20 protein-coding genes are annotated in these 23,202 nt (G+C 62.9%); 9 read left to right on the forward strand and 11 right to left on the reverse strand.

Going from position 1 to position 23,202, the window contains the following annotated elements; translation table 11 throughout:
* Positions 1-6 precede the first annotated feature (6 nt).
* The 4 genes from MHY13_RS00405 to rho are packed head-to-tail and all read right to left on the reverse strand — an operon-like array spanning position 7 to position 4,449.
* Positions 7-675, reverse strand: coding sequence for an L-threonylcarbamoyladenylate synthase (locus MHY13_RS00405; RefSeq protein WP_005327639.1), 669 nt, complete (start codon positions 673-675; stop codon positions 7-9).
* Positions 676-707: 32 nt separating this feature from the next.
* Positions 708-1,544, reverse strand: coding sequence for a peptide chain release factor N(5)-glutamine methyltransferase (prmC, locus tag MHY13_RS00410; RefSeq protein ID WP_239279961.1), 837 nt, complete (start codon positions 1,542-1,544; stop codon positions 708-710).
* A gap of 6 nt (positions 1,545-1,550) precedes the next feature.
* Positions 1,551-2,627, reverse strand: a complete 1,077-nt coding sequence (gene prfA / locus MHY13_RS00415) for a peptide chain release factor 1 (protein WP_239228092.1) — start codon at positions 2,625-2,627, stop codon at positions 1,551-1,553.
* Entirely contained in the window at positions 2,620-4,449 is a 1,830-nt protein-coding gene (gene rho / locus MHY13_RS00420; protein ID WP_239279971.1) for a transcription termination factor Rho, read from the reverse strand. Before rho ends, prfA begins: the two co-directional genes overlap by 8 nt.
* Positions 4,450-4,804: 355 nt before the next feature.
* On the opposite strand from rho, the gene MHY13_RS00425 reads away from it, so the two are divergent.
* From MHY13_RS00425 to MHY13_RS00445, 5 genes are all read left to right on the forward strand, one after another.
* Positions 4,805-6,586, forward strand: coding sequence for a long-chain fatty-acid--CoA ligase (locus tag MHY13_RS00425; protein WP_239279973.1), 1,782 nt, complete (start codon positions 4,805-4,807; stop codon positions 6,584-6,586).
* 66 nt (positions 6,587-6,652) lie between these two features.
* Positions 6,653-7,765 carry a GTP 3',8-cyclase MoaA gene (gene moaA, locus MHY13_RS00430; RefSeq protein ID WP_239279982.1) on the forward strand — a complete coding sequence of 371 codons (1,113 nt, stop codon included), beginning with the start codon at positions 6,653-6,655 and terminating at the stop codon, positions 7,763-7,765.
* Positions 7,766-7,775: 10 nt separating this feature from the next.
* Positions 7,776-8,975: a molybdopterin molybdotransferase MoeA gene (locus MHY13_RS00435; protein WP_239279984.1), complete on the forward strand. Its 1,200-nt coding sequence runs from the start codon at positions 7,776-7,778 to the stop codon at positions 8,973-8,975.
* Between the two features lie 9 nt (positions 8,976-8,984).
* The gene (gene moaC, locus MHY13_RS00440; RefSeq protein ID WP_239191494.1) at positions 8,985-9,464 is read left to right on the forward strand and encodes a cyclic pyranopterin monophosphate synthase MoaC; all 480 of its coding nucleotides are present in this window, start codon (positions 8,985-8,987) and stop codon (positions 9,462-9,464) included.
* On the forward strand, positions 9,464-10,051 hold the full coding sequence (locus MHY13_RS00445; RefSeq protein WP_239279986.1) for a molybdenum cofactor guanylyltransferase: 588 nt from the start codon (positions 9,464-9,466) through the stop codon (positions 10,049-10,051). The genes moaC and MHY13_RS00445 overlap by 1 nt, the downstream gene beginning before the upstream one ends.
* Before the next feature lie 227 nt (positions 10,052-10,278).
* Here the strand turns inward: MHY13_RS00445 and MHY13_RS00450 are convergent, their stop codons facing one another.
* From MHY13_RS00450 to MHY13_RS00460, 3 genes are read right to left on the reverse strand one after another with little or no spacing between them, the layout of a single operon-like run.
* Positions 10,279-11,646, reverse strand: coding sequence for a multicopper oxidase domain-containing protein (locus MHY13_RS00450; protein WP_239191496.1), 1,368 nt, complete (start codon positions 11,644-11,646; stop codon positions 10,279-10,281).
* Positions 11,647-12,825, reverse strand: a complete 1,179-nt coding sequence (locus MHY13_RS00455; RefSeq protein WP_239279988.1) for a beta-carotene 15,15'-monooxygenase — start codon at positions 12,823-12,825, stop codon at positions 11,647-11,649. It abuts the gene before it with no gap.
* Entirely contained in the window at positions 12,812-13,891 is a 1,080-nt protein-coding gene (locus MHY13_RS00460) for a hypothetical protein (RefSeq protein ID WP_239279990.1), read from the reverse strand. The genes MHY13_RS00455 and MHY13_RS00460 overlap by 14 nt, the downstream gene beginning before the upstream one ends.
* Positions 13,892-13,957: 66 nt before the next feature.
* On the opposite strand from MHY13_RS00460, the gene MHY13_RS00465 reads away from it, so the two are divergent.
* From MHY13_RS00465 to MHY13_RS00480, 4 genes are all read left to right on the forward strand, one after another.
* Entirely contained in the window at positions 13,958-14,218 is a 261-nt protein-coding gene (locus MHY13_RS00465) for a DUF2249 domain-containing protein (RefSeq protein ID WP_239235769.1), read from the forward strand.
* Positions 14,219-14,286: 68 nt separating this feature from the next.
* A complete protein-coding gene (modA, locus tag MHY13_RS00470) occupies positions 14,287-15,051 on the forward strand; it encodes a molybdate ABC transporter substrate-binding protein (protein ID WP_239279992.1) in 765 nt (254 codons plus the stop codon).
* Positions 15,052-15,055: 4 nt separating this feature from the next.
* Positions 15,056-16,888 (forward strand): ATP-binding cassette domain-containing protein, encoded by a 1,833-nt coding sequence (locus MHY13_RS00475; protein ID WP_239279994.1) that lies wholly within the window; start codon positions 15,056-15,058, stop codon positions 16,886-16,888.
* A 38-nt stretch (positions 16,889-16,926) separates the two neighbouring features.
* Positions 16,927-17,586 (forward strand): metalloregulator ArsR/SmtB family transcription factor, encoded by a 660-nt coding sequence (locus MHY13_RS00480; protein ID WP_239279996.1) that lies wholly within the window; start codon positions 16,927-16,929, stop codon positions 17,584-17,586.
* Here MHY13_RS00480 and thrB read toward each other — a convergent pair.
* The 4 genes from thrB to argS all read right to left on the reverse strand — a co-directional run bounded on the left by thrB (position 17,573) and on the right by argS (position 23,035).
* Complete coding sequence (gene thrB, locus MHY13_RS00485; protein ID WP_225747108.1) at positions 17,573-18,502, reverse strand: homoserine kinase; 930 nt, start codon at positions 18,500-18,502, stop codon at positions 17,573-17,575. The two genes, MHY13_RS00480 and thrB, sit on opposite strands and share 14 nt — an antisense overlap.
* A gap of 24 nt (positions 18,503-18,526) precedes the next feature.
* Positions 18,527-19,870, reverse strand: coding sequence for a homoserine dehydrogenase (locus MHY13_RS00490; protein WP_239280005.1), 1,344 nt, complete (start codon positions 19,868-19,870; stop codon positions 18,527-18,529).
* Between the two features lie 174 nt (positions 19,871-20,044).
* Complete coding sequence (gene lysA, locus MHY13_RS00495) at positions 20,045-21,382, reverse strand: diaminopimelate decarboxylase (protein WP_239191524.1); 1,338 nt, start codon at positions 21,380-21,382, stop codon at positions 20,045-20,047.
* A complete protein-coding gene (gene argS / locus MHY13_RS00500) occupies positions 21,383-23,035 on the reverse strand; it encodes an arginine--tRNA ligase (protein WP_239191526.1) in 1,653 nt (550 codons plus the stop codon).
* Positions 23,036-23,202: the final 167 nt, after the last annotated feature.

Genomic DNA, 23,202 nt, shown 5'->3' on the forward strand with positions numbered 1-23,202 from the left:
TCCCCCTTAAGCCTGTGGGCGGGTGCGCAGGGTCTGCGCGTCGACGCCGATAACCTCGCCGATTTCCTCGGCCGAAAGCGCGCCTTCGCGCAGGAGGTATGGGCGCTCACCGGAGAGGTCAATGATGGTCGAGGGCTTGCCGACGGCCGTCTCTCCCCCATCCAAGTAAACCGTCACGGCTTTACCTAGCTGCTGCTTGGCCATAAGCGCCGTGGTTGGTGGCTGATGGCCAGAAATATTGGCGGAGGAGACTGCCATGGGGCCAACCTCGCGCAGCAACTCGATGGCGATGGGATGCAAAGGCATGCGCAGCATCACGGTGCCGCGGGTATCGCCGAGGTTCCACGGCAGGGACGGCGCTTGCGGGACGACGATGGACAGGCCACCGGGCCAGAAGGCCTCCACCAAGTCACGCGCGGTATCCGTATAGGAAGCGACCAGACCGCGAACGGTATCCCAGGAACCCACCAAAACCGGCACCGGCATATCCGGGCCACGCTGCTTGGTGGCCAAGAGGTTGGCTACGGCATCATTATCAAAGGCATCGCAGCCGAGTCCGTAGAGCGTATCGGTGGGCATGACCACAAGGCGGCCAGATTGCGCAGCCTTGACCGCAATGTTCATGCCCTCTTCGCGCTCGGCATCATCGGCGCAGTTAAAAATCTTTCCTTGCATAATCTTTTCCCCTTCTTGCCCTCAATGGTGTCTTAGTCTACCCCGCGCACCGCAGTGGCAAAGCGGGGCGTTCCCGTCAGGTCCTGCAGCGCGGCGATCTGTTCAAAGCCGCCGTGTCGGGCCAATGCGGCTTGGACGGCCTCGCTCGTGGAGTCATCGTGTTCGATGGCTAGCTTGCCGCCCGGGCGCACAAGTCGCGCAATGGTCGGGATAAGGCCGGTGATGACCCCCATCCCATCCGCTCCGGCAAAAACCGCGTTATGCGGGTCATGATAGACCTCGGGATCAAGATCCGGGGTCTCCGGCACGTAGGGCGGGTTGGTCACGAGTAGGTCCACGGTCCCATTCCATTCCGCCAAAGTATCGTCGGCCGTGGCGTCAGCCTGGATGACCTCTACCCCGGTGTTACGGGCATTGGCTTGGGTGTAGGCGAGGGCGGCGTCGGCAAGCTCCACTGCCTTCACTTGCGCCTCCGGTAGATAGTGGTGCAGGTAGAGCGCTAGCGCGCCCGTGCCGGTGCACAGATCTACCAGCCGCGGGCCATCTGCGTTGCGCACAGCCCAGTCCGCCATCACCTCGGTTTCCGGCCGCGGGATAAACACGCCTGGGCCCACCTTGAGCTCCAGCGGGCCGAACCAGGCGCTGCCTAGTACGTACTGCAAAGGCTCGCGGGCCTCCCGGCGGCGCAGCAGCTCAGCAAAAGCCACGTCGAAGCCGGGCATAGGAGACTGATCGAGCGGGATATCCATGTGGCCGCAGTGGATGAGGCGCGCGGCCATGATGCGTGCATCCCATTCAGGGCTGGCTACCCCGGCAGCACGAAGGCGCTGCACCCCGCGGCGCAGCGCCTGTCCATACGTGTTTTCCACGCTGGTTTAACCCTCGGCTTCGAGGCGCTCGGCGCGCTCTTGGTCCTGCAGAGCCTTAATAAGGTCATGCATGTCACCGTTCAGCACGGAGTCCAAGTTATTGGCCTTGTAACCAATGCGGTGATCCGTGATGCGGTTTTCCGGCCAGTTATAGGTGCGGATGCGCTCGGAACGGTCCATGGTGCGCACCTGGGAGGCGCGCTGCTCGCCGGCCTCAGCCTCGCGGGCCTCGCGCTCCATTTGATCCAGACGGGCCTGCAGAACCTGCAGCGCACGCGCCTTATTCTGAATCTGGGAACGCTCCTTCTGACAGGTCACGATGAGCCCGGTGGGCAGGTGGGTAATACGCACCGCGGAGTCGGTGGTGTTCACGCCCTGACCGCCCTTACCGGAAGAGCGGTAGACGTCGACGCGAATATCCTTGTCATCGATATTGACGGACTCGACCTCTTCCGGCTCCGGGTAGACCAGCACGCCGGCGGCAGAGGTCTGGATGCGGCCCTGGGACTCAGTGACCGGAACGCGCTGTACGCGGTGCACGCCGCCCTCAAACTTGAATACGGACCATGCACCATCGCGCGACGGGGACTTGGAGCGGAAGGAAATCGTCATATCCTTCACCCCGCCCAAATCGGACTCATTGAGGCCCAAGACCTCCCAATTAAAGCCCGTCTTATCCGCATAGCGCTCATACATGCGGGCCAAGTCGCCGGCAAAGAGGGCTGCTTCTTCGCCGCCCGCGCCGGCCTTGATTTCCATAATGATGTCCTCGGAATCCTGCTCATCACGCGGCGCGAGCAGATCAGCGAGCTTTTCTTCCAAGTTCTCCACGGACTTTTCTAGCCGGTCCGCTTCTTCCTGGAAGTCATGATCCTCGTAGGCCATCTCCTTGGCATCAGCGAGATCCTCGCGCGCCTGGGTCAGCTCATCATTGACCATGATGATGGGGCGCAGCTCCGCGTAGCGCTTGGAGAGCTTGCGGAATTGCTTCTGGTCGCCGGCTACTTCCGGATCGGCCATCTGCATCTCAATGCCCTGGTACTCGGACACGATGTCATCAACGAGTGAAACCTGATTAGACATAATCTTCTTCATCCTTATCCGCAGCCATCGGGGCCGAGGAGGCCACCTGCATCAAGAACTCGCCGTTGGAGCGGGTCTTCTTCAGCTGCTTAATGAGCAGGTCAATGGCCTGGTGGGAATCCAGGGCGGAGAGGATGCGACGCAGCTTGGTCATGATGCGTGCCTCCTCTGGAACGAGCAGCAGCTCGTCCTTACGGGTGCCGGACGGGTTGACGTCCACGGCCGGGAAGACGCGGCGCTCAGAGATGCCACGATCCAGCTTCAGCTCGGCGTTGCCCGTGCCCTTGAACTCCTCGAAGATGACGGTATCGCCGGTAGAGCCGGTCTCCACCATGGCGGTGGCGATAATCGTCAGCGAACCACCCTCTTCTATATTGCGGGCGGCACCCAGGAAGCGCTTTGGCGGGTAGAGCGCATTGGAGTCCACACCGCCGGAAAGAATGCGGCCAGAAGCCGGGGAGGAATTGTTATAAGCGCGGCCCAGGCGGGTGATGGAGTCCAGCAGAACAACGACGTCCTTGCCCTGCTCCACCAGGCGCTTGGCGCGCTCGATAGCCAGCTCCGCCACGGAGGTGTGCTCTGATGGCGGGCGGTCAAAGGTGGAGGCAATAACCTCACCGTTGACGGAGCGCTGCATGTCCGTAACTTCCTCAGGGCGCTCGTCTACGAGGACGACCATGAGGTAGCACTCCGGGTTATTGGTAGAAATCGCATTAGCGATATTCTGCAAAATCGTCGTCTTACCGGCCTTTGGCGGGGAGACGATAAGCGCGCGCTGACCCTTACCAATCGGCATGATGAGGTCAATGACGCGGGTGGTGAGGATCTTCGGATCCGTTTCCAAACGGAGGCGCTTATTCGGGTACAGCGGGGTGAGCTTATTAAAGTGCGGGCGCTGCTTTGCGCCTTCCGGATCGATGCCGTTGACGGTATCGACCTGTACCAGCTGGTTGTACTTGCGGCGGTTGCGGCCATTGCCGTGCGTATGCGTCGGGCCGGAGACCTTGACCTGTCCGGTGATGGCGTCACCAGAGCGCAGGCCCAGGCGTCGGACGATGCCGTTGTTCACGAAGACGTCGGAAGCCGCGGCACGGTAGCCCGTGGTGCGCAGGAAGGCGACATTATTGTCTACGACGTCCAAGATGCCGCCTACGGCCTGCAGCTCATCGCCCTCGCGGACCTGCAAATCGTTGCCGCCGTTATTGTCATTGTTATTTCCGCGGCCGCGGCGGTTGCGGCGGTTGCGGCGCCCACGGCGATTGCCGCGCTCGTGGTGATTGTTGTCCTCATGGCGGTTGCCGCGCTGCTTATTATCGCCGCGGTCATTCTTCTCGCCCTGATTATCGGAGCCGTCCTGGGAGTTATTGTCGCGGTTGTCTTTAGTGCCGCCCTGCTCCTCGTTGCGGTTGCGCTCTTCGCGCTCTTGGCGTTCCTGGCGCTCCTGACGCTCTTGGCGGCGGGCGCGGTTGCGGCGAGCGCGGCGGGCCTGGGAGCGCGACTCATAGCGCTGCTCCTCGCCAGAGCCCTGCTGGCGATTATCCTTCTTCTCGCTGGATTCTTCCTGCTTTTCCGCCTTATGCGGCGCTTCATCCTGCGCCTTATTGCGCGGCTTATCTGCCTTGTCCGCCTTTTCTACCTGAGCGGCCTTTTCCACCTTGGCCTTCGCCTTAGGCGGAACCTGTCCGGTCTTGATGGCGGTGATGAGATCCCCCTTGCGCAGGGCAGAGACACCACGTAGGCCGCGCTCTGCGGCCATTTTGCGCAATTCCGGCAGCTTCAGGGATGCAAGATCCTGTGCTGCGGTGTTGTCCGTTTCGCTCACGGATATCCTTTCGTTGCTTGACCAGGTCCGATTATGCGGGAGCCGCCGCAGCCTATGCTCGCGGCGTTGCACTGGAAGCCAATGTGTATTTTTCTAGGACTTCTCGCCCTCGTGCCAAGGCGCATGTGCGTCCTGCCGGGCAATAAGTATGAGGCCTCTTCCGTGTCCTCGAGGAGACTTCGCACAGCTAGTGCGCGAACCGGAAGAAATCAAGAAACGACTGCGGGCAAAAATACTTCTCTGGGCCCGAATGCATAGGAAAGGGGAGCTAAAACTTTCCGGTTTCCTACCAGTCGCGAACAAGTATAACGCATAGGGCGCAACGCCCGCACCATGACACCGCTACAGTAGAGGCATGCTTTCCACGATGATGGATATCCCCCTCTCCCTGACCCGCATTTTGGAATACGGTGCCTCAGTACACGGGGACACCACGGTTACCACCTGGCACGGTGAGGGCACCGGCTCGGAATTCGATCCGGCCGAGGAAGTTACCTTCCGCGATATCGCCGCCCGCGCCGCCGCGTTCGCCCACGCCATTCACGATGAATTGGGTATCACCAGCGATGAGCGCGTGGGCAGCTTTATGTGGAATTGCGCCGAACACTTGGAGGTAATGTTCGGCACCGCCTGCAAGGGCGCGATTTTTGCCCCGCTGAATAAACAGCTGATGAATGACCAGATTCGCCACATTATTAACCATGCGGAAATCTCCGCCATCGTGTGCGATCCCCGCCTGGCGCAGCAGCTAGGCAAGGTGCTCGTGGGCACCAACTCCGTGGGAAGCGTCATCATCACCGGCGCCCAACCAGCGCAGCAGTTTGCCCACCTTTTCCCCCGCGGGGTTGAGGTGTATTCCTATGAGGCTCTTATCGACGGCCGCTCAACCGTCTATGACTGGCCCGAACTAGATGAGCGCACGGCCGCGGCGCTGTGCTATTCCACGGGCACCACGGGCGCTCCCAAGGGAGTGCTGTATTCGCACCGGTCTCTCTATTTGGAGGCCATGCAGCTGCGTTCCTCGGACTCGCTGTGTATTACCCACGGCGAGACCTTCCTGTGCTGCATTCCTATCTGCCACGTGCTCAGCTGGGGCGTTCCCTTCACCTGCTTCATGACGGGCACCCCGCTGGTGCTTCCCGACGCCGACGTGTCCGCCCCCACCCTTGCCAAGGCCATCGCCGCTACTTCTCCGCGCGTGGCACACGGCGTGCCCACCATCTGGATTCAGCTCTTTGTCCACTACATGCATCATCCACCAGAGCGCATGACACTCACCGAGATTTACGCCGGCGGCTCCCCCGTCCCGCCGACGCTGATCAAGATGTGGGAGGAGCGCTACGGCGTCGATGTGGTCCACGTGTGGGGCATGGTGGAAACCTCCACCGTGGGCAGCGTTGCCCGCCCGCCCCAGGGTGCCTCCGGCGATACCCGCTGGGCCTACCGCGTATCCCAAGGTCGCATCCCCGCCTCGCTGGAATACCGCGTGGTCAATGATGGGCAAGTCGTCGCCCGCACCGACCGCAATGCCGGCGAGCTGCAGGTGCGCGGCAACCTGGTCACCGGTTCCTACTACCACTCGCCCACCGCTGAGCCGGGCGAAATCGCCTCCGAATTCCGCGGCAAGCAAGTCGAGGCCGCGGAGGATAAGTTCACCGCCGATGGCTGGCTGCGCACTGGCGACGTCGGCTCAGTTACCAAGGACGGCTTCCTTACCGTGGAGGACCGCGCCCGCGATGTCATTCGCTCCGGCGGCGAATGGATCTATTCCGTGCAGCTAGAAAACCTCATCATGTCTGACGAGCTTGTCGTCGAGGCCGCCGTGATTGGCTACCCCGATAAGCAGTGGGTCGAGCGCCCACTCGCCGTCACAGTATTGGCCGAGGGCGCCTCACCCACCATCGAGACCGCGGAGCGCCTGCGCGCCAGCATGCGCAAGGAACTGCCGAGCTGGATGCTGCCGGAGTATTGGACCTTTGTGAAGTCCATCGATAAGACATCCGTGGGCAAGTTCGATAAGAAAGATTTGCGCGCCCACCTGGCAGAGGGCGAGTACAACATCATCCGACTCAAGGGCCCAGGCGAATCCCAGCGCCTCGATGCCACCAACGCCGCCGATTTAAGCCGGGAAAACTAGGAATAAATTCGCGTCAGTCGCCGTTGCAGCTTGGTGTACCTCGTCCCCTCTCTTAGACTGGCACCAATGACCTCTTCCTCCCAGCAGCCCGTGGTTTCCCTGCCCCTGCCTACCGTGGGCCGAGTGAAACCGCCGGCGGATCTGCCTGCACCGGCCGCTGATGGCACGCGCGCATTGCTGGATCGCTATGGACGCCAAGCCCGCGACCTGCGCGTCTCGCTCACGGATCGCTGCAACCTGCGCTGCACCTATTGCATGCCGGCCGAAGGCTTGGAGTGGATGCCCACTGAGCAAACCTTGAGCGATGAGGAAACCATCCGGCTGATCCGGATAGGCGTCGGCAAGCTGGGCATCCGCCAAGTGCGCTTTACCGGCGGCGAACCACTGCTGCGCAAGTCGCTGGAGAAAATTATTGCCGCGACCAAACAGCTGCGCACCGACCAAGGCCGCTCCCCATCCACCGCGCTGACCACCAACGGGCTTGGCCTAGAAAAGCGCGCCGGCGCCCTCGCCGCGGCCGGGCTCGACCGCATCAATATCTCGCTCGACACCATCGACCGCGAGCGCTACGCCGCACTCACCCGCCGCGACCGGCTCGACCGCGTGTTGCAGGCCATCGCCGCCGCGGATGCCGCGGGCCTGCATCCCATCAAGATCAACGCCGTGGTCATGCCCGGGGTCAACGAAGAAGACATCGTTCCACTGGCGGACTATGCCGTCCACCACGGCGCCCAGCTCCGCTTCATCGAGCAGATGCCGCTCGGGCCCCGCGAGCAGTGGCGCCGCGAGGACATGGTCACGGCCGAAGACATTCTCGCCCGCCTGCGCACCCACTTTTCCATGGCGCCGGCACGCGAACCTCGCGGTTCCGCCCCCGCCGCTCTGTGGGAGGTCAGCGCTCCGGATGGCACGCGCGGCACGCTAGGCATCATTGCCTCGGTCACCCACCCCTTCTGCGGCGATTGCGACCGCACCCGCCTTACTACCGATGGCGCCATCCGCAATTGCCTCTTTGGCAATTCCGAAACCCCACTGCGAGACCTGCTGCGCTCCGGCGCGAGCGATGAGGACATCATGGAGGCTTGGGCCGGGGAAATGTGGACCAAAAAGCCCGGTCACGGCATCGACGACGAGGACTTTCTCCAACCGGACCGTCCGATGTCCGCCATCGGCGGCTAACCTGAGTCTTATGTCCACGCCCCGCAGCATCTCCGCGCACCTCGATGCCGTACTCGCGCTGGCTTCCACGCCGCCGGCCGAGTCCGCGCCCGTCGACGCCTCCCTCATCGGCCGCGTCCTCGCCGCCGACGCCACCGCGCGCTTCCCCGTGCCGCCCCATGCCAATTCGGCGATGGATGGCTTCCTCGTCCATGCCGCGGATATTTCCTCCTCCGCGCCATGGACCCTCCCCGTCGCCGGCGATGTACCGGCCGGCGCGGCTCCCATCGCTGTGCCCGCCGGCCACGCCGTTCGCATCATGACCGGTGCCCCCGTGGCCGATACCGCAGGAATGCTCGTCGTTCCCGTGGAAAACACCACCACCCCGTCCGGCCCGGTAGCACTTCCTCACGAGGTCACCATCACGGAGGCCCCCACCAAATCGCATATCCGCCCCGCCGGCGAGGATATCCAGCCCGGCGCGCCAGTCGCCACCGCCGGCACGCTTATCGACGCCGCCGTCATCGCCGCCCTCACCTCCTCCGGCGTATATACCGTTACGGCCTACCGGCGCCCACGCATCGCGGTCATCTCCTCCGGCGAAGAACTCGTCTCTTCCCCAGTAGAGCTCGCCCCCGGCCAACTACCGGATTCCAATGGCCCAATGCTCGCTGCCCTCTCCGGCGCAGATACGCACGTGCACGTGGGCGACAACTCCGCCGAGCTGTCCGCTGCGCTCGATCAGTTGTCACCGTCCCACGACCTCATTATCACGTCCGGTGGCGTATCAGCCGGCGCCTTCGACGTCGTGCACACCGTACTCGGGCGCACGGATTCCGCGTGGTTCGGGCACGTCGACCAGCGCCCGGGTGCCCCGCAGGGCTACTCCCTGTGGAATGACACCCCGGTGCTGTGCTTGCCCGGCAATCCCGTGGCAGCCTTCGTCGATTTCCAGCTTTATGCCCGGCCACTTATCGCCGCACTGTCCGGTCACCCCGCGCCACGCCAGCGGGTCAACCTGCACGCTCGAGTGGAGTCTCCCCTTCCCGCCTCCCGCGGCCGGCCGACCATTGTTCCCGTCACCGTAGACTTTCAGGCAGCGCCCGCCATCACCTCGCACCTGCCCCACGGCAGCCACCGCGTGGTGTCGCTGGCCGGCACCAATGGCTTTTGCCTCATAGACTCCGAGCCACCGGCCATGGGCAAGGACATCACCGTTTATCTGTATTAAGGAGCAACCATGGAATTTACCCACCTGAACTCTGACGGCGCCGCCTACATGGTCGACGTCACCGAGAAGCAGCCCACCGTGCGCACCGCCACCGCTGAGGGCGAGGTCGCCTGTTCCCCCGAGGTCATGGCCGCCCTGCGCGATGGCACCGTGCCCAAGGGCGATGTCCTCGCGGTAGCCCGCATTGCTGGAATTTCGGCCGCCAAGAAGGTCCCCGAGCTACTTCCCTTGGCACACACCATCGGCGTGCACGGCTGCGCAGTCGAACTCACGCTTGCCGACGACCACGTGTCCATCTCCGCTACCGTCCGCACCGCCGACCGCACCGGCGTGGAAATGGAGGCGCTGACGGCCGTGAACGTTTCCGCGCTCGCCATTATCGACATGGTCAAGGGCGTGGACCGCTCCGCGTTTATCCGCCGCTGCGGAATCGTGGCGAAATCCGGCGGCCGCTCCGGGGACTGGTCCCGCACCCTCCCGGAGTCCTAATGCTCGGCGCGGTCATCCTCGCCGGCGGCCACGGCAGGCGCATGGGCGGCACCGATAAGGCCTCCCTTTTTGTCCACGGCACGCGGTTTATCGACCGCCTGCTCGCCCAGCTTCCCTACGGCACGCCGACCGTGGCCGTCTCCCCGCATCGCCTCGGCCTGCCCCAGGTGTGCGAGTCACCGCTCTACGGTGGTCCCGTCGCCGGCATCGCGGCCGGCGCCCAGGCATTATCCCACTGCTCCGAGCTCGCCCTCTTCGCCGTGGATGCCCCCGATTCGCCGCTACTGCTTCCCCGCCTGCACTCGGCCCTCGTCTCCTCCTCGGCCGATGCCGTCCTCACCCGTGCCGCCGACGGATACCTCCAGCCGCTGTGTTCCCTCTGGCGCGCTCCCGCGCTCCACTCTCAGCTCGAATCCCTTCCTACGACTCGGAACGTCTCCGTCCGCCGCCTCATCCGTGGCGCCAACTTCATCGAGATTCCCGGCACCGGCGCCGAACGCGACTACGACACCCGTGCGGAGCTGCGCGAGGTTCCTGCGTTCCCTCCCCACACCGCCCTTCGCGCTCACCGGCAGCCGCTCGGCTAGTCCTCCACTTCCGCCGGTGACCGCCAAGGGAGAAGTCTCCGCCTCCCCTCCCTTCGCGCTCACTGAGAGCCGCAGCAAGCGCGAAATCGCCGCCTCCGTGAGCGCGAGGGATGGACGAATACACAAACCCGCCCTTCGCGCTCACGGTGGGCATCAAATGTGACCACGAACGGTCGCTGGTAAGCGCGAAGGGCGGGAGGAGCGGGAGGGGCCGTACCGCTGGAGGGCTACTCGGTAACGATGAACTTGCCGTGCTGGCCCTTCTCCGCGTTAGTCATGATGTGATTGACAAAGGAATAGGTACCGGGCTCGTTGAAGGTCATCTCGACGAATCCGCCTTGCGCCGGGAGGAGGTCTAGGGCTTGCGAGCCGGTAGAGTCCTCATTTTTGATGAGGTAGGCGCCTTCCTTGTAGGCAGTATCGAATTGCTCGCCCACAACGTGGAAGCTCAACGGCTGGTCGGGGCCTAGGTTGGTCAGCCACAGGCGGACGGTATCGCCTACCTTGGCCTTGATGGGCTCTGCGTCATATTGGCCGGGGTAGTAGTTGAAGGCCATCAGGTCGAAGCGGCCGTCGGCAACGCGCTGGGCGTCGGCGCCAGTGGATTCCTCGCCTAGGAAGACATCGGTAGCCATGAAGTTATACTCCGCGTCAACGGGCTTAAGGTTCGGCGGATCGATGATGACATTGCCGGCCATGCCGTTGGCGATGTGAAGGGACATGGGCATCGTGGAGCAGTGATACATCCAGATGCCGGAGCGGTTCGCGGTGAACTTGTAGGTCAACTCCTCGCCCGGCTGGATGGATTTCATGGTCTTATCTGGGTTGACCTCGCCGGCGTGGAAGTCAATGGAGTGGGCCATGGAGCCCTCGTTCTTGATGGTGATTTCGAACTTATCGCCCACCTTGCCGCGCAGGGTGGGACCAGGGGCTTGGCCGTTGAAGAGCCAGCGCATCTGCTTGATGCCGGGGGCGACCTCCACGACTTCCTCGGTCATCGTCCAGGTCTCTTTGTGCGTCTTCGTCTCAGCGGCCGGCTGCAAGGTGGCGTCAAAGGCGGAAAACTCGTCGCGCTGTGCGCCAAGTTCGGCGGCGGTTGGCACGTCTACGTGCGGGTTGCTAGCTGAGGACACCGCATGGTCATGTCCTGCAGCGGCGCCGTCTCCCACGTTGACCTGGAAGGTCATGCCCTGCATCTTGTGGCCGGCGATGGTGCAGTAGCCTTCCTCGGAGGAGTCGATGACTCCAGCGTCGAGTTGGACGGTCTCGCCGGGGTCGACGCGGCCGGTCTCGGCGTCGCCAATCTTAAGGTCATGGACTTGGTCGCCGGAGTTGGTGAAGTTGACCACCAGGTGGGTGCCGGGATCGATGTCGATGGACGAGGGGGTAAAGGCCATACCATCCACGCCCACGTCAACGGTCTGCGTTTCGCCAGAGGATACCGGTGCCGCGGACTCCGAGCCCTTACCAGTGGAATTGACCACCGCGAGCGCGATGACCGCTGCCAGCGCGATGCCGATGAGCAGCCACGAGGCCCAGGAAGAATCCTTCGGCGCGGGTTTGTCCGCAGGTTGTGAGGAAGAAACGCTCAGCATTTAACTCTCCAGTCTTTTCTGTAAGTAGATGGCTCGGCCGACGGCGATAACGTTGGCGGCAAGGCCTATCCCCATCATGATAAGCCCGGCCACGGTAGCGCCTAGCAATGTCAGCACTCCGCCCAGGTTGATGAGCAGCAGACGGGCGTAGCCGGTGCGCTCGGTGGTATTAGGGCGTGCGCCGGTAAGGATGGGTAGCAAGTGGTGAAGGACACCGGTGACCAACTGCAAGAGGCCGGCACCGAGGAAGCCTGGCAGCAATATCAGGGTGATGGCGCGCGGGTAGGCACCCACCGCTGCGGAAATGGCGTCACCGGCACACAGCGCCAGCACCCACAGCAGTCCGGCGATAACGGCCACGGTGGCGGTGGTCAGCCGCGGCGAGCGCCCCATAACGGTGGCAAGCACCGGCTGGATGATGAGTACCGCCGCCAGGACCACGAGCAGTTGAGCCACGCCTGCGGCGCGGGTAAGGCCCACCGCGTACAGCGCCATCGCCAAGGCCAGGCCAACACAGTGCACGATGAGCGCGCGAGTACACCGCGCGCGAGCGGTGGGCGAAATCGCGGTGGCCGATAGCGTGGGGAGCAACGTGACCACCGTGCCGATGACGGTAAGCCATGCGAAGCCCCAGATCATGCCGCGCGAGTGGGCGCCGACAAGGAGGGAATACTCGCCTACCCCATTACCGCTGAGGATGACAAGCACTACGGAGACAATCATGAACACAGACGCCGCGATATAAAAGGGCACGGTCACGGCAAAAGAACCAGACAATGAGCCGCGCAGGCGCCGCGCGATGAACCACAGGTGCCAGGTGAGGGCGGCGATGATGAGGGCAGAGGCGGCGTCGGCAAGCGGGCCCCAGTCATACCCCGCCCTATCAATGAGCAGCAGGATAAGCCCGAGCTGCACGAGGCCCACGCGACTGCCGACGCCCCGATAGTCCCCGCCCGCAGTCCGGGTCAACGCCTCAGTGAAATGGGTGGAAAAGACGATGATTGCCGTGGTCAGCGCGCCAATGGTGAAGGGATGGATGATATCCCACCACACCACAGGAGCGCCCAAGGATGCAGCGATGAGCAGGCCGAGGCCGGTAAAAATCCACAAGCCAATAAGGGCGGCGCTCAGGGTATGCCAGCGGCCGCGCGCGGCCAGGGATACGTCATGAATGCGCACGTCGCGCCTCCTTTCCGGTCAGGGCAATCCCGCAGGCGAGAAAAACTAACACTGCGATTATCGTAACCACCCCGCCAGTGTGGAGGGCCGAGGTGTGCTCGGCGCAATCGGCAAGGATGCGCAGCGCGAGGCCGCCATGTAAGAGCGCCACCGGAACATAGAGCACCGGGCGGTACGGCAATCGGCGGCGGATAACGGAGGTAAAGATGATGGGTGCGTGCGCAAAAATCATGGACATGACAAAGCCCAAGAAGATGGCGTGCACTGCGGCATCATAGGCAAAGCCGGTGGACTGTCCGTGTAGCAGCCAGAGGTAACCGCCGAGGGCGAGCCAGCCGTAGCCGGCCAACATGCACGCCGCCGAGTAGCGCGGCAGGCCGTGAGAGCGCACCAGATTCTTGGCCACGTCTACCCGCGCGGTGGCCGCAGCGATGGCGATGAGCACCACGCCCATGGCGCGATAGCCCACCGCAGGGGCAAGCACGTAGATGACGCTGGCCGCCGCCAGCCCCAGAACCAGAAGGGTCAGGTGGTTTTCGGCGCGGGTTCCGGCCATGGTGACGCGCGCTAGTTCCATGCGCTCGCCGATGATGGTGGCCACGGCGTAGAGGACGCACAGCGGCATCGCCGCGGCGAACCCCGGGCCCATGGCCCATAGGGCGGCGGCTGCTACTCCCCCGATTACACCAGCTGCCTGCACCAAGATCGCGAGGCTCGCCTGACGGCGATAGATGGTGGCGTAAATGAAGCCAAGGACGAGGAAGCTGGCGGCAAAGCACACTGCGGGGACCGCCCGCGGCAGGCCGGCGAGAATGCCCATTACGCCGGCAACGTGGCACGCGGGTCCGGCCCATGCCCAGGAGGTGCGCACGGCAACGGTGCGCTCAAGGCCGATGGCTCCGCCCACGAAACCGAAGACCATGAGCGGTCCGTGGTCGGCGGCGAAAGACGCTCCCGGGGTAACGTTCAGCCCCAAGAGGGTGGCACCCGCAACCAGACCTACCAGCAGGGACAGTCCTGCGAAGGCGAGGAAGATGAGGCGATGCGCCACGCTATTGTTTTGCACGGGTTTTATCGTACTAATATTGCTAACAGAGCGAAACTCGCACCCCTTAAGAAAGGACCACTCGCTATGCAACTGCCCATCTCCGATGCCAATAAGCCACACTCCATCCCAACTCTGAATGCCTCCGAAATTCCGCACGCCGTTCGCCACGGCGCCATCCACGGCGCACTCGGCACCCTCAACGTGGGCGAAGCAATGATCCTCATCGCCCCGCATAATCCGGTTCCCCTGCTCAAGGAGGTCGAGGCTCGCGAGGAGAACTTCGAGCTGGACTACCTCAAGGAAGAAGAAAACGATTTCCATATCAAGTTCACCCGCGTGAGCTAAACCATTGCCGGGGCGGAGGGCTATCCTGGATAGGTCACACTCTCCGCTGTAGAAGGAGCCCTCCGCAGATGAAGAAGCGCGCCGCCGCACTCCTCGCCGCCATCGCATTCGCCCTTGCGGCCTGCGCTCCCCCAACGTCAACGACCTCCGCCCAGGACGCGGATGCTCCCACGCTCAATGTCCTGGCTGCATCCTCCACCCGCGTCATCAATGACGAACTAAGTCAGCGCGCAGGCCAGCTCGCGCCGCCGGTAAATCTGAACTTTGAAAATGGCGGCTCCTCCGATTTGGTAAGCAAGCTGCGCGAAGGCGCCCCGGCTGATCTTCTCCTCACGGCATCGAAAAAGACCATGGATAAGGCGGTGCAGGATGGCACGGTTGCCACGCCCGAGGTGCTTGCCACCAATGTCATGGTCATGGTCGTGCCCAAGGGCAACCCGGCGGGAATCCAGTCAGTGGAGGATCTCCCCCACTCCCACCACTTCGTGCTTTGCGATCCCCAAGTTCCCTGTGGCGATATCTCCTCCCAGATCATCGACGATAAGCGCCTTGACGTCCACCCTTCCTCCCAAGAGCGCCAGGTAGCTGACGTATTAGGCAAGGTTGCCTCGGGCGAGGCCGATGCAGGGTGGGTCTACTCCACAGACGCCGCTGCGGCAGGCGATGATGTCGAGGTGATTGACATTCCTGGCGCGGAGAAGTTCTCTAACCAGATCGTGGGCGCCGTAGCCAAGGATGCATCCCACCCCGATCAGGCTCGCGCGGTGCTCGATATCTTGAGCGGCGACTTTGCGTCCACCTGGCGCGACCGCGGCTTTAACCCGGCGGAGTAGTTCTGTGTCCTCACCCCAGCCGATTCGCCCCAAAGCCCCGCTTCTTATCGGCCTTATTGGCCTCATCGCGGTGGCGACCATCATCGTCCCCGTTGCCGCTCTTGGGCTGCGCGTGCCATGGGCGCGCATTAGCGACTACCTCGCGCGCGACGAGATCCGGGATATGCTGCTCATCTCAGTGGCAGCCGCTTTCCAATCCATGATCCTTGCGCTCGTTCTGGGCTTGGGGCTAGCCCTGTGGGTGCAGCAGCTCGGCCGCGGCAGCTCCGTAGTGCGTCTCTTGGTCTACCTGCCCTTGGCCATGCCACCGGTGGTGGGCGGCTTGGCCCTTACCGCAGCCTTTGGCCGCAAGGGGTACCTGGCCCCGCTTCTCGACGCCCTAGGCATCCACCTCGCCTTCGCCTTCCCCGGAGTCGTTATGGCGCAGACCTTTGTGGCGCTGCCCTTTGTGGTGGTCGCGGTTGATTCGGCATTGCGCCAGCTGGACCAGGAAATCCTCGCCTCTGCGCGCGGCGTGGGCTTGGGCCGGTGGGAGGTCCTGGGCAAAATCACCCTGCCGTCCATCGCCCCGGCCTTGGCTACGGGCGCGGGGTTGGCCTTCGCGCGCTCGCTGGGCGAATTTGGCACGACCCTAACCTTCGCCGGCTCGCAGCCGGGGGTTACCCGCACCATGCCGCTAGGCATTTACTTAGAACGCGAGGTCGATGCGGATGGCGCATACGTGCTCTCCGCGCTACTTATCGGGTTGGCCTTGGTCTGCCTGGCGCTGGCGGCCTTGCCTGTGCTGCGGCGGCGGAGCTACCAGCCGCAGGCCAGGCGGTTGCATGAGGTGGACGTCGATAAGCTCCGCGACCTTACCCGGCCCACTGATACGCCGGCGTTGTCGGTGACCGTCGACGGTGTGCGCACGGATTTTTCCCCGCGCGCCATTACGGCCGTAGTCGGCCCGAATGGTTCCGGCAAGACGACCCTGATGGGGCGCATTGCCGGGCGCCTGAGCGGCGGGGAGGTCTCCCCGGAGGGCGCCGACGTCGTCTTGCTCACACAGCGGCCGGGCTTGCCGCCGCGCTCGACGGCCGTGCAGGCGGTCGCCATGGTCACCCGCGATAAGGTACGTGCGCAGGAGCTCCTGGCGGCAGCGGGATTGCACGAGCTTGCCGACGTCCCCGTTCCCGCCCTGTCCGGGGGCCAAGCCGCCCACGTGGCGCTCGTGCGCGCGCTAGCCGCACAGCCGGCCGTCCTGATTGTGGACGAGCCCCTGGCCGCAGTCGATGTGAAATCCGCCGAGAGGTGGCGCCGCTTCTTGCACGCGGCCCGCGCAGACCGCACCACACTGCTTGTTACCCATGATGCGCTCGATATTGCGCACCTGGCGCAGAACATATTGGTCATGGAATCCGGCCAGGTGCGGGCCCACGGCGCAACCGCGCGTCTGCTCGAGGCACCGCCGACAGGATTCGTTGCGGCGCTAGCGGGTCTTAACCGCCTCGAGGGAACCGTAACCGAGATCGGCGCGTCCGCGGTAGAAGTCGCGTGCGGCGATATTACGGTTCTGGCGGCCACGAAGCATGCGTCTCTTGCGCCCGGCCAGAAGGTGGCGGTGACCTTCGACCCGCATGCGGCGACTATTGGCGCGGGGCCAGAGGCCTGCAATCAATGGGCAGCGCGCGTCTTGGCCGTCGAGGCCACCAGCCTCGCAGCGGCGCAGCTGCGGGTTGATCTGGGCGGCCAGGAAGCTACCGTACCGGTAGACCGCGAGTTCGCTTTAGGCGTCGCGGTGGGTAACATCGTATCCTTAACAGTGTCTAAAGCAAACGTTTTTGTCCACCCCAACTAGTTATTCTGTATTCGCAGACCCCAAGGCGGATTTCCACCATGCCTGATTCACTTCCCCGGCCCACCACCGAACTCTTTCCGGAGGCCCTCAACCTCTCGCCCAAGCAGCGCGAGGTGCTCACCGCTGTGCAACGCCACCCCGAAGGCGCCAAAGCCGGCACCGTGGCCGAGGAACTAGGCATGCACGTCAACACCGCTCGCGGACACATCGATGAACTGGTCAACGCTGGGGCCGTCAACGTAGTCTCCGCGCCGAGTAAGGGCCGCGGGCGCCCCTCGCTCATCTTCCAAGCCCGCATTCCGGATAATAAAGCGGTGGCAGAGGAATACATCACCTTGGTGGAAGTGCTGACTACGATGCTGGCGGATACGGAAGAGCTTGATGACGCCGCCTCGGCCAAGGCCCTCGAGATCGGACGACGCTGGGCGCGCGCCGCGGGCGCGGATGCCTCCGATGGTGCGCTCGATACGCTCTTTGCCACCCTGCGCGATATGGGCTTTGATCCTGCCACCAAACCCGATTCAACCGACATCGAGCTTCATGCTTGCCCGTTTGTCTCTTCGGGTCTCGAACCTTCGCCGTTCCTGTGCGCTGTACACGCTGGCTTTCTGCAAGAAACTAGCGATGATACAACCTCGATCACCTTGGTTCCGCGCCAGCACCCCAACGTGTGCCGTCTAAAAATTAAGCCTGCGTAAGCTCCACGCGGACGGGGCCGGCCACGGTGAGGTCGATGACGCGGAGGTTCTGCTCGCGGGCGTCGGCAAGAATGCCCTCCTCAATATCCTCGGTGTGCAGCACCATGACGGTGGGGCCGGCACCGGATAGGTAGGCCGCATAGCCGCGGTTGCGTAGGCGGTTGACCCACTCCGCGGTCACGGGAAGCACATCCGCGCGGTACGGCTGGTGCAGGCGATCGCGGGTTCCCTCCCACAGGAGATCCGGATAGTTCTGCAATGCCGCCACCTGGACCGCGGTGCGCGAGACGTTGAACGCCGCATCCGAATGCGTCACGTGCGAGGGCAGGACGCGGCGCACCGCCTGGGTAGAGGCGTGGAAATCAGGCACGAGCGCGGTGGCGCGGATATCTTCGTGCACCTTGATGGACGCGGCGCGGTAGTCCGGCAAAGAATGGCCGTCGACAGGAACATTTGTCCACGACACCACGGCGTCACCCAACACGGAGGCGGCCGCATTATCGGGGTGGCCCTCAAAGGCGGAAGAAAGCTGCACCACTTGCTCTTGTGTCAGGGGGTTTCCTGCCAGCGCATTGCCGGCGGCCACGCCCGCCACTGCGGCGGAAGCGGAAGAGCCCAGGCCGCGCGACTGCGGGATATTATTATGCGAGACCACGCGCAGGCCGGGCACGGTGGCGTCGGCCGCCGAGAGTGCGGAGCGAATCGCCTTGACCACCAAGTGGGAGCCATCGCGCGGCAGGTCTTCTGCGCCCTCGCCGAAAATTTCCACCGTAAGGCCCGAGGCGGTGACCTCTACCTCGACGGTGTCATACAGGCTCAACGCCATGCCCAAGGTGTCATATCCTGGGCCCAAGTTCGCCGTGGAGGCAGGAACAGTCACGATGGCTTTAGTGCCGACTTCAACTTCGATACTCATAGCTGTCCAGTCTATTTGGCCGGGCTAGCTGCCGAGGCGGATTACGGAATGAACGGCCTTGACCTCTTCGAGCTCGCCCAGGGCAGCCACAATGGTATCCAAGGTGGCCTCCTTCGCGGCATGGGTGACCACGATGAGGCGGGCGGTGTCCGCGCCGTCTTCCTGACGCACGGTGCGCAGGGAAACGCCATTATCGGCAAAGACGGCGGAGATGGCGGCCAGCACACCGGTGCGGTCTTGGACTTCCATATCGATGTGGTAGCGGGTGTCTACCTCACCGAAGTCTGCGATAGGCAAGTTGGCATAGGTATTCTCGCCCGGTGCGCGGCCGCCGTGGACGATATTGCGGGCTGCCCCGACGACGTCGCCAAGCACGGCAGAAGCCGTAGGATTGCCGCCCGCACCATTGCCGTAGAACATCAGGGAACCTGCGGCCTCGGCCTCGACGAAGATGGCATTATAAGACTCGCTCACGGAAGCCAACGGGTGCTCCTTGGGCACCAACGTGGGGTGCACGCGGGCATTGACCGCCTCGGAGCCATCCGCACGCTTAAGGCGCTCGCAAATGGCCAGTAGCTTGATGGAATAGCCGGCATCATTGGCCGCGGTGATATCCGCGGCGGTAACCTTCGTAATGCCTTCACAGTGAACGTCCTCAAACTTTACGCGAGTGTGGAAACCCAAAGACGCCATGATGGCGGCCTTGGAGGCGGCGTCATGGCCCTCTACATCCGCGGTGGGATCGGCCTCGGCATAGCCCAGGCGGGTAGCCTCCGCCAGCGCTTCATCATAGGAAGCGCCCGTGGACTCCATCGCGTCCAAGATGAAGTTGGTGGTGCCATTGACGATGCCAGAGATGCGCTCTACCTGATCGCCGGCCAAGGAGCGCCGCAGCATTCCTACCACCGGGATTGCGGCGGCCACGGCTGCCTCGAAGTAGAGATCTACACCGGCGCGGTCGGCGGCCTCCGCCAGCTCGTCTGCGTGCGCGGCAACCAGGGCCTTATTGGCGGTCACCACGGACTTTCCGGAATTAAGTGCGGCGAGCACCAGCTCGCGTGGGAAGTCGATACCGCCGATAACCTCAACCACAAGGTCGATATCGTCGCGGGCGACGAGCGCCTTGGCGTCATCGGTCAACAACTCCTGGGGCACACCCGGGCGCAGCTTATTTTTATTGTGGATGGCGATGCCGCGAATCTCGGCTGGGCCACCGATGCGGTGAGCAAAGGCATGAGCATTCTCTCCCAGCAGGCGAAAGACCTCAGCACCAACGGTGCCAAAGCCCAGCAGCGCGATACCAACGGTCTCGCCCTCGCCCTTGCCGGAATGCTCGTGTGCCTGAAGCTCGCTAGTCGATGCAGCCATAATCCGTCTCCATTGTGCGGTTGGGGTAAAGGTTTAGTGCCCGCTAAAAGCGGATACAGGACACTATACAGAACAAGCTGTCTACTTTCGCCGTAAATGGGTCAACAGATAGAAAAGTCCCCGTCACAGGCCCTGAATTAAATTAGGCGCTGTGACGGGGGCCGAGTGGCCGGGCTAGTCCACTTCGAGGGAAAGAAGATCCTCGATGGTCTCGCGGCGCAGCATGGGCTTGGTCTGGCCCACGCGCGTGGCGACGACCGCCGGGCGCACCGCACCGTTATAGCGCGAGGACATCATGTACTGGTAGCCACCGGTAGCAGCAAAGGCGATCAAGTCTCCCGGCTGGATATCATTGGGTAGCTCGCCGTCTTCAAGGAGAATATCGCCGGACTCGCAATGGAAGCCCACCACGCGGGAGGGCACCTCTTCCCCATCGCTAAAGCGGTTGACCACGCGCACGTCATAGGCCGAACCGTAGAGTGCCGGGCGGATATTGTCTGACATTCCACCGTCGACGGAGATATAGCGGCGCAGCGGCAGATCCGACTTGCCGGTTTCTACATCCTTGACGGTACCCACGCGGTAGACGGTCACCGCCGAGCCGGCAACCAAGGAGCGACCGGGCTCAACCAAGAGGAAGGGCGCCTCAATGCCCAGCTCCTCTGCGGTGTGCTTGACCGCGCCGAGCATATCGCCGGCCACGCGCTCGATATCCAGCGCCTCCTCATAAGTCATGTAGGGAATACCAAAGCCGCCGCCCAGATCGAGCTCTTCCAGCGTCACGCCCAGCTCGGTATAAATCTGGCGGTACAGCCCCATGACGCGCTCTGCGGCAAGTTTGAAGCCCTCCGCATTAAAGACCTGGGATCCCACGTGGCAGTGCAGGCCGCTCAGGTGCAGGTTGTCCGCCTCCAAGCAACGCTTGGCCGCAGCAAAGGCCGCACCCGTGGCGAGCGAAATGCCGAACTTTTGGTCCTCATGCGCCGTGGCGATGAATTCGTGCGTATGCGCATCAACACCCGGCTTGACGCGGATCATCACCGGCTGGACCTTGCCAGCCTCGCCCGCAATGCGATTGAGTTCTTCCAGCTCGAGCTCGTTATCAATGACCACGTGGCCCACGCCGGCGTCTACGCACAAACGCAGGTATTCATCGTCCTTATTGTTGCCGTGCGTGGTGATGCGCTCGGCCGGAAACTCCGCGGCCAAGGCAATCTTGAGCTCATTGAGCGAGGCCGCATCCAAGCACAGGCCTTCCTCATTGACCCAGTTCACGATCTTCTTCGAAATGAATGCCTTGGAGGCATAGTGCACGTGCTCGGGTCCACCGAAAGCGCGGGCCATATCCTGGCAGCGAGACCGGAAGTCATCTTCATCGAAGACATAGAGCGGGGTCTGGAATTCCTCCGCCAAATCCGGCAGCGGAACACCAGCAATGGTTACTACGCCGTCTTCCTCGCGCTTTGCATTGCGCGGCCAGACGTGGGCCGGCAGCTCATTGAAATCCGCCACTTACATCTTCTCCGGAGTGCTCACGCCCACCATGGTCAAGGCATTGGCCAAGACCACGCGGGAGGCTTGTGCCAGCGCGAGGCGGGCACCATGGATAGGAGCTTCGTCCTCGCCAGCCTTGGGCAGAACCTGGCAGGAGTCATAGAAGCGGTGGAAGACTGCAGCGAGGTCCTCGGCATAGCGGGCGATGCGGTGCGGCTCGCGCAGCTGCGCGGCTTCTTCCACCACGGCTGGGAACTCACCCAGGGTGCGGATGAGGTCGCCCTCGCGATCATGGGTGAGCAAGGAAAGATCCGCGCCTTCCGCATCGACGCCCAGCTCGGCTGCCTTGCGGCCGATAGAGCACAGACGGGCGTGGCCGTACTGCACGTAGTAGACGGGGTTATCGGAGGACTGGGATTCCCACAGGCCTAAGTCAATATCGATGCTCTGGTCCACAGAGGAACGCACCAGGGAATAACGGGAAGCATCCACACCGATGGCGGACACGAGATCCTCCATGGTGATGACCGTGCCCGCACGCTTGGACATGCGCACTGGCTTGCCATCGCGTAGGAGGTTAACCAGCTGGCCAATGAGCACCTCGACGGCGTCGGCATTGTAGCCCAAGGCGGCTGCGGCAGCCTTCAAGCGTGGCACATAGCCGTGGTGGTCAGCGCCGAGCATGTAGATATTCAAATCGTGTCCGCGGTCGAACTTATCGGCCACGTAGGCAATGTCACCTGCAATATAAGCTGCATTGCCATCGGACTTGACCACCACGCGGTCCTTGGAATCGCCGTAAACGGTGGACTTGAGCCACCACGCATTCTCGGCCTCGTACATATGGCCTTCGGCCTTGAGCTTTTCCAGCGCGGCATCGACCGCACCGGATTCGAAGAGGGAGTTCTCGTGGAAATAGACATCAAAGTCCACGCCAAACTCGTGCAGGGACTGCTTGATCTGCGCAAACATCATCTCCACGCCGTCTGCGCGGAAAGCTTCCTGGACCTCTTCGTCGCTGCCCTCTAGCGCGGATGGGTTCTTCTCCACGACGGCCTGGGCAATGTCCTGGATATAGGCTCCGCCGTAGCCATCCTCCGGAGTAGGATCGCCCTTCGCAGCAGCCACCAGGGAACGGGAGAAACGGTCAATCTGGCCGCCATGGTCATTGAAGTAATACTCGCGGGTGACCTCCGCGCCAGAGGCCTCCAGCACGCGGCCCAGGGAATCGCCCACGGCCGCCCAACGGGTACCGCCGAGGTGGATCGGCCCGGTCGGGTTAGCGGAGACAAACTCGAGGTTAACCTTCTTACCCGCAAAGGAATCGTTAGAACCGTACTCCTTGCCGGCGCGAAGGATCTGCGTGACGATCTCTCCCTGGGCGTCGGCAGCTAGGCGAATATTAATGAAACCAGGGCCCGCGATGTCGGCCTCTGCAACAGCATCATTGTCCGCCAAGGCCTCTGCCAACCAGCCGCCCAGCTCGCGCGGGTTTGCACCTGCCTTCTTAGCCACCTGCAATGCCACGTTGGTGGCGTAATCGCCGTGCTCAGGATTGCGTGGGCGCTCTACGGTTACCGTTTCCGGCAAAACGGAGGAATCAAGCTCATGGCTTTCCATGACCTTAACGGCAGTTTCTTTAATCAATGTGGCCAAATCAGCTGGTGTCATGTCGCACGATTCTAGTGGACTGAAAAGTCAAGTGTGAAAAGGGCCGGGCCAGAAAACTCCTCTTTGCAGGACAAACGTTTGATAACAACTTTTTGCAACATTGATATTGCGAAATAATCGCTGGTCAACAAAGGGACGCATTACGCACGTACTGCTTAAAAGGAGTA

It is taken from the genome of Corynebacterium sp. ACRPE, from assembly GCF_022347435.1.
Classification (GTDB): domain Bacteria; phylum Actinomycetota; class Actinomycetes; order Mycobacteriales; family Mycobacteriaceae; genus Corynebacterium; species Corynebacterium tuberculostearicum_D.